This window comes from Ruoffia sp. FAM 26255 (assembly GCF_045528525.1).
GTDB classification, from domain to species: Bacteria; Bacillota; Bacilli; order Lactobacillales; family Aerococcaceae; genus Ruoffia; species Ruoffia tabacinasalis.
The window spans coordinates 1-409 of the sequence record NZ_JBGQQX010000142.1; the positions used below are offsets into that span (position 1 = coordinate 1).

Annotated in this window: 1 protein-coding gene; it reads left to right on the top strand. The window is 38.9% G+C overall.

Annotated features, from left to right (window positions below; translation table 11 throughout):
- A partial coding sequence (locus ACEN31_RS11655; RefSeq protein ID WP_407109490.1) for a rhodanese-like domain-containing protein occupies positions 1-395 on the top strand: 395 nt, incomplete at its 5' end.
- Positions 396-409 lie beyond the last annotated feature (14 nt).

Sequence of the window (409 nt, forward strand, 5' to 3'; positions counted from 1 at the left end):
AGTTCACTTATGCTCCTCCATTTGGTTCTGCTAAAGATCCTGTCAATATGGCTGGTTATACAGCCTTAAATCTTATGGAAGGCCTTAGTGAGTCCGTGCAATGGTATGAATTAGAAGACAAGCAAGCAGAAGGATATTTATTGCTGGATGTTCGCAATGAAGGTGAACTGAAAACAAACGGCCGTTTAAAAGGAGCAGTCAATATTCCTTTAGATAGTTTGCGAGACCGCATGGCAGAGTTGCCAAAAGATCAACCAATTATTGTGAGCTGTCACAGTGGTTTGCGCAGCTATATAGCGGAAAGAATGCTGAAACAAAATGGTTATAAAGCCAAAAATTTAGATGGAGCATTTGCTCTTTACTCAACAGTAAAACCAGAAAAGGTGGTAAAATAATGTACAATACAATA